Annotated in this window: 1 protein-coding gene and 1 pseudogene; one reads left to right on the forward strand and one right to left on the reverse strand. The window is 57.0% G+C overall.

Going from position 1 to position 1,089, the window contains the following annotated elements:
- A pseudogene (locus ORS3428_RS08925) lies at positions 1-462 on the reverse strand (hypothetical protein); the annotation flags it as partial.
- A 269-nt stretch (positions 463-731) separates the two neighbouring features.
- Here ORS3428_RS08925 and ORS3428_RS32980 point away from each other — a divergent pair.
- Positions 732-1,076, forward strand: coding sequence for a hypothetical protein (locus tag ORS3428_RS32980; protein WP_071096569.1), 345 nt, complete (start codon positions 732-734; stop codon positions 1,074-1,076).
- Positions 1,077-1,089 lie beyond the last annotated feature (13 nt).

The raw sequence follows: 1,089 nt of genomic DNA on the forward strand, positions 1-1,089 counted from the left end.
CCCCGCTTTGGCCCGAACCACGTAGTGGACCGACTGATAGCCGAACTCCCAAGGCTTGCGGGCCCGCTCCTCGGCGAAGTCCCGGGCCTTTTGCCAAAACCAGTATCTGTCGCCGAATTCGGTGATCGCCTTCTCGACGATGGGTATTTCGTCTGAGGTGAGCACGACGAACCGGATTCCCACCTTGTCCTCGATATCATCATACGGGCTTGCATAGCCCTTGCCGCGATAGAGTGCCTTCTGGATAAGCGACTTGTTCTCCTTCAGCCTGTGCTTAACCGGAAGGCGCAAGAACAGATCCGGCGCCTCCACCTGGGTCGAGAGCCCGTCGATGACCGCGTGGACGATGAACCTGCCCCAGGCGTCGTAGTACTGCTGCTCCGCCTCCCAGCGCCGCAGGATCTCGAGCTCGGTCGTCRTAGCTGTTCGGTGACTGGCCTGCGGACCGTGATCCTGGTCCAACTTGCAGCCTCGCTATCGGAAACATCGCCAGGCGGGACATCCTCGATTGTCACGGTGCCATTGCGTATCGCGTCCGGGGACGCCGAGAACTCGATGTCTGGACCAAACTTGTACTTCCGGCGCCGCAGCCTACCACCCATCTCGCTAATATCCCGAACCACGGCTCTATCGGTCGGGAATTTCTTGGCCTCGAGGAACCTGTTGAATGGGTCGCGCAATTCGGGTGGCAGATACGCTTCGCCGAACTGTTGCGAGGTGAACGTTGGTGCTTGATCTACCTTAACGAAGGCGAACAGCGCGTCGCCCAGATCCCTTCGGAGATCTCGGTCATTTATCGATGTGCGAACGAATTCCTTGGTGAGGTCGAAGAACTTCGCGGTTTCATATTTTCCGTTCTCAGGAAAGGCGCAGCCAAGAAAGCCGTCGTAGAAATATACGGCCGCGTTCTCTCGGCGGGCGGCAGTGATATTGCTGTCAAATACGAAGCATCGCCAACTTGTGTTTGCCGTGACGGCGACATCTTCAGAAATGAACAGGGCAAGCTTGTAAAGTCTCGTGGCTGGCGTCAGGAAGATGTTCTCGAGAAATTCGGTCACAATTTTTGCGGCAGCTAATCGGCGTTGAAAG

Source organism: Mesorhizobium sp. ORS 3428, assembly GCF_001854785.1.
Classification (GTDB): domain Bacteria; phylum Pseudomonadota; class Alphaproteobacteria; order Rhizobiales; family Rhizobiaceae; genus Mesorhizobium.